The organism is Bacillus sp. 007/AIA-02/001, from assembly GCF_004634455.1.
Classification (GTDB): Bacteria; Bacillota; Bacilli; order Bacillales; family Bacillaceae_G; genus Bacillus_A; species Bacillus_A cereus.
This window is the reverse complement of record NZ_SEIY01000015.1, coordinates 101,678-107,730: the sequence shown is the minus strand read 5'-3', so window position 1 is coordinate 107,730 and position 6,053 is coordinate 101,678. Positions and strand designations below refer to the sequence as shown.

The following is a 6,053-nucleotide window of genomic DNA, read 5'->3' as shown; positions in this document are numbered from 1 at the left end:
CTATATATAAGACGTATAAATAAACACTTATTATTAAAGGCTTTATATGCTTTTATATTAATTTCATGTCAATAGAATATTACCACGATTTATTACACGTCCTATTTAAAGGTCTTATATGAAAGACTTATCAATAAAACGTGTATATAGACCTATAAAAAAGAGTAATACTTCTTAAGTATTACTCTTTTAACTATATAGTTTTATATAAAACACTTAGTTTATTAAACAGATCTTTATGATCCTGCTTCTTTTTCAATAACTCATTTTTCTGTTGGTTGTCTACAGAAAGGAAAGGGGATGTCAATGTCATGTTATATTTCGTTATTTCTTTTATTAATTCCGTAGTTATTTTTGAGATTTGTAGAAATAACACATAAAATTGTGATTCATTTTCATTCATTTGTTTTTCTCTAAAATTAAGTTCTACAAACTTGTCAGTATAACTTGTCAATTTCATATCAATATAATCACTATAACTCACATGTAAAGCCATAAAGCGATTAAACTCTGATAAACTAATTAATTTCTTTGTTAAACATAGATGTACTAAATAAATCTTATATACAGCTTTAAATGAAATAACATATTTAGTTCCTTTTTTTATTAACTGGATGTATTCACCGTATCTGTTAATTAAATACCTTAATTTATTAGGTTTCAGTCTCAATAGTCTACTAACTTGTGAAGTATTGTAGATTTTATAAGGATCTAGAGCAGCAAACTGTAATGGGATTATCTCATATTCGTTATTTAATGTGTTAGTTACCATGTTATAAAGAACGTCTGTTTCAAATTCACTTTGTATAATTGTTTTTATTAGCCCATATTCTGTGTTTAAATTCCGCATTTTTTCACCCCTTAAATCAGATTGTAACATGCAAAATATGAAATATACACAATTTTCATTTACTTTATTATGTTTATTTACTTATTTCTTTTATGATGTGATTTTTCCTTCTGATAAACAAATAGCTCTACAGAATTAAATACAATTTTGTTTAATACTTAATATCATCTATGCAAAAGAATATTCACTGTACATTTTATTTATTTTTGTTACTCTACACATATATGACGAGATACATATGCCGAACCCTTTTTTCATTATTAGAGTTCATCATATGTTCTTTTATCTATGTCGAAGTACAAATGACGAACTCTAATAGTAAATTCTCACTTGATATCATTGATTTTAATTACCTACACCTGATGAAATAATATGTGTTTTTAAACCGAGATTCTATAGGGGATAATGGGTTACTTTTTTGCAAATTTCCGTTAAAATATACACTAATCATTTTTATGTACTGAACTGCTTAATTTATCCAACATTAATTACTTTCATTTCATGACAATCGCAACCGATTTTATTCAGATTCCCGTACATTATTTCCATATCAAGGGAGTGTTTTAAATTGAAAAAATCATTTGATCATGCCGTTAAATATATCGTCGGAGAGAATGACCGTGGAGTTTATTTTAATCGTTCTGACATTTTTACAGTCTTATTTTTATATGAACAACGAACAGTATCTCAAATTCAATTACGAAAATTTTACGAATTGATAAGTGGGGGACCTATAAGTCGAACCACATTTTCATCCAAGTTAACAAAGTGGGCAAAAATGAAATTAATAAAAAAAGAAAATATAAGTGTGAGAAAAAAGCGCGGCTTTACATTGGATTTCGTTTCTATATCTTCAAAAGGAGCAGAAATATTACATCGTTTAAAATTAATTACTGATTGCAATACCTCGTTTGTTACCAAGAGACAATATGAACACAATATAGCTATTACACAATTTGTGCAAAATCTACTTGAAGCAGAATCCAAAAATGAATATACCGGTGCAATTGTAGGTGGTAATGGCGATTATCTTTTTCCATTAAACTCAATTGTGAAGCAAAACTTACATTTACCCAACCTAATGTATTCCGATTTAAATGATGTTTACTTCTTATACGAAGATGAAGAGTATCGCGAAATGTTTCAGCCAGAACTTCAACCCGTTTCCTTCCAACAAGATTTACCTCAACTCGTTTATTCATTTCGTCCATCTAAAGAGTTTTATCCGGACGCAAAGGGAAACCCATTAATCATTCCTGATTGGGTTCTTACATGTAACGATTCTATTATCAATATTGAAGTTGATACAGGAACAGAAAACATTCCATTTCTAGAAAACAAACTAAAAAAATATCTTGATATCGCTGCTTCTAATCCGTCTAAACGGTTTTACGTGTTATTTTCAGTAATCGATGATTCTTATCACACAATTTCTACTTACAAAAAAAGAACTACACGTGTAACAAATTTAAAAAAGGCTTTCAGCAATATACCACGTTTAAGTGTAGTGAATAACCTACATGTTTACGTATGCAATATGGGTGGATCAGAACTTGTAATAAACAATATTCTTCAAGAAATTCGCGAAATTAATAGTTTAAGCAAAAGTCATCTGTTCAAAAAAATCACTGAACGTTTGAACATAAATTCTTCTTTCCCTTATTCGGTAGAGTGGATATCTAATAAAAACGAAATGCAAACGAAAGGGATTCAGCATTCTAAACTACTTGAGCTAACTGATGACATTTTGGTATTACGAAAAAAAGCACCTGATGAAGAAAAAAAATCTTTAGATTACTTAGAAATATTATGTATATTAACAATACTTAAGGTAGGGGAGGTTAACACACACTTAAAATTACAGCAACTATCAGGATTGTTGGCCATGCAAAATCAACACAGAACACTAAACCCAATTAAGATTTTGGGGATATATGAATCGGATGAATTAGAGCATGGGCAGCAAGCCATTTTCACTGATCTGTATCATAATTCCATAGCACCAGAGAATATATTATTGGCTACTTCTGCTGAATTGCTTAATTTCACTGCTGCTTTTTATTCGTTAAAAGAGAGGGTGAAACAAGAATTTGGAGAATGCAGTTCAAAAGAATGCTGAACTCAATAATGCACCAGGTAATGGGGAGGATCCAAAAACCGAAAAAAGCAAAAAAAATTCCTATACAGTTACAATCGACATTACAAAAAGCTGGAAATATCGTTTAGCAGCCCGCTCATCTTACTATGTTGTGACATTACTACTTCTGCTAGCTTGGTATTTTGCTTTTAGAGGAATTTATAAATACGCTTCTTTCTGGTCCATACAAATGGGGGCTCCATTACCTACTTTAAGTATCTTCGGTAATCCGTTTGAAACTAATTATTACATTGAAACCTTTTTTAGCTTTTGGATTTTAATTTATACTTGGAAACTATCAACCAAAGTTAAGACCTATCAGGAGATAAAGCGTCGATGGTTTATTTTCTCGATGATGTTAATTGGTATAGTTGCCCAGTACTTATGGGCGTTTAGTGTTCCATTAGCTAAGATATTTATTCCATTCTTACATTCGAAAGCTGGAGAGGTTTCACTAAATGACAAAGGATTAGAGGATACTATACTTTCAAATTTTAGTAATATCATGCACCTTGTATTTGCTATACCTGTAATTATTATTATTCTCGTACTTTTATGGCTCTTTAAGATTTTTTATGAACATAAAAAAGAGCTTATAGATGAATTCGGAAAATGGGAATACGTATTTAAAATACCTGGTTGGATGCTTTCCTTTTTGAATGATGATTGTCAACGGAAACTTGCTACTTCATTACACAGATTTTTCACTGAAAAAAATCCATCAAAATTGCCAGAACCCGATATCTTTCTTGGTCCTAACAGTGCTACACGGGAAATGGCAGTAATACAGGGCAAGTCTCTAACGCTTAATATAATGATCATCGGTAACATTGGTACTGGTAAATCAGCTGCACTAGGTTTGCCAATTGCCAATCAAATTCTTGACTATATGGCTTCAATGATTAATAACTTTAAAACCTTATATGCAAGAAAAGATTATCATTCAGAGGATGTAAAAGGAACACAGGTTAATGGTCTTACAGTTATCGAGCCATCTAATGATTTCTGCGAAAAAGTATATAAATTGGTATTAGCACACAAGATTCCTGAAAGTATTATTTTCTATTTAGACCCAACAAATCCTGATACCCCTTCAATAAATTTTGTACGTGGTCCAGTCGATAAGGTTGCTGAGATGTTATGTTCAGTATTAACGGGTCTCTCTGATAATGGAGCAGGAAATCCGTTCTTCGTTCAATCTGAGCGTTCCCATCTTAAACAACATATTTATTTGTTAAAACTCCATGATTCTAATTTTGAAGCTAGGTTTGAGCATTTAATTGATATGTATAATGATGCTAATCTCGTGTTTGAGATGCATCTCAAATTAAAAGAACGACTTCCAAATGATATTGAATCCATTCCAGATAGGGATGAACGAAACCATTTCCGCATAATGAAACAAGTTGATGAATGGTTTGATTTAAATTATATTCCTGAAATTTCTGGTGGCCGTGGGGGAGGGGAAGTTGTTTATCATACTGAAGGGAAATACTATGGTCAACCCAAGATAATTGATAAACAAGAAACCTTTGTTCGCGGTTTACGAAACACATTAAATGATATTTCTGCTCAACCTCTGCTCCGACGTGTTTTATGTGGTCCATCGGATTTTGATTTTGAGAAGCATTTGGAATTTGGAGGTATTCTGTTAGTCAATACAGCGAAAGGGGAACTTTCTGATTTATCTGATGTATTCGGTAAATTGTGTTTATATGCCGTACAGAACGCTGTTTTCCGTCGTAAGCCTAACGTATCTCCTTATCATCCGGTTTTAGTCGATGAGTTTGCGGATTACATTTATAAAGCATTTAAAAGTTTTCCTGCTCAATCACGTAAATATAAAGCACCTTTAATTGTTATTGCACAAACCATTAGTCAATTAGCAATTGAACATGGCCCAAGATTCATGAATATCCTGTTAGGAACATTTCGTAATAAACTTGTTTATGGTGATGTTACAAATGAAGATGCTAAATTGTTTAGTAAGCTAATGGGTACGAAAACAATTTATGAGGCACGTGAAGGTGATCAAGAAATTGATATGGTAACTGCAGAAACGAAAACTCAAAGTACACGAAGAACATCCTACTCTTATTCGAAACTAGAGGTACCCATTCTTTCTGAAAATGATATCTTAATTCAAAAAGCATTCCAGTGTGCGGCTAAAATTGTAAAAGATAATGCTCCACAAGGAGGAATACAAGTAAATGCTAACTTTGTTCCTGCCTCTGAGTTTAAAACAGCTAAGATTCAAGTTGATACAGAAGCAGCTGCTTATTGGTTAAAAATTCGTGAAGAGTCATTGAATGTGGAAACTAAATATAATGATTATGTCACAGATACAAATGTTGATAGTGAAGAAGCTGTAATTGAGGAATTGAGTACACCTAAAACAGCACCTACTGCAATAGAAGGCTGGTTACAAACGTTAAATCCTGATACTTACGATTTTTATAATAATGAAGATGATACAGACAATGAAGGAGAGTTAACTAATAGTCAGTCTGTGCAAGATTACTCAAGAAATTCTGCTCCTAAACTAGAAAAGGAAAACAGTATAGCATCAATTGCTACTTCTAATAAAACAGAACCCGAAAAAATTAATGAAGTAATCGATGTTCAAAAAGAAAATGTACCAGATACAAGTAAACATAGAGAACCTATTGAACTTAACAACAAAACATCAGTTATTACTGAAACTCCAATAGATGTGCCAAGGGCGAAGCATACACCACAATATAGAGAACCTGCTTACACATCAACTGTTACCCATAATCAGCAGGAGCAGGAAATTCAACGAACTGCAGAAATCAATGGTAAAAATACAACATCTAACTTAACAATGCAATGGTTACAACAAATGGCTGCCACTGTTCCTCAAGAAGAAGAAAATACATTACCTTTAGATGAAATGGAAGGTGGCTCTCGTCTTCGCAATCGTAAAGTAGCAGAAGTAACTCCAGAAAGTGCGGCAATTAAGGATAAACTCAGTCAATATATCGAAGGTGACATTGATCATAATTGATGCACTAAGCATATAACGAATATTTATAACGGTAAAAA

The 6,053-nt window shown here is 32.1% G+C and carries 3 protein-coding genes; 2 read left to right on the top strand and 1 reads right to left on the bottom strand.

The window, feature by feature from the left end:
- Window positions 1-193 precede the first annotated feature (193 nt).
- Window positions 194-880, bottom strand: a complete 687-nt coding sequence (locus ES895_RS23275) for a hypothetical protein (protein ID WP_048538513.1) — start codon at window positions 878-880, stop codon at window positions 194-196.
- Between the two features lie 538 nt (window positions 881-1,418).
- Here ES895_RS23275 and ES895_RS23270 point away from each other — a divergent pair.
- The gene (locus ES895_RS23270) at window positions 1,419-2,969 is read left to right on the top strand and encodes a replication-relaxation family protein (protein WP_135238687.1); all 1,551 of its coding nucleotides are present in this window, start codon (window positions 1,419-1,421) and stop codon (window positions 2,967-2,969) included.
- Window positions 2,941-6,015, top strand: a complete 3,075-nt coding sequence (locus ES895_RS23265) for a type IV secretory system conjugative DNA transfer family protein (protein WP_135238686.1) — start codon at window positions 2,941-2,943, stop codon at window positions 6,013-6,015. The genes ES895_RS23270 and ES895_RS23265 overlap by 29 nt, the downstream gene beginning before the upstream one ends.
- The last annotated feature ends 38 nt before the right edge of the window (window positions 6,016-6,053 follow it).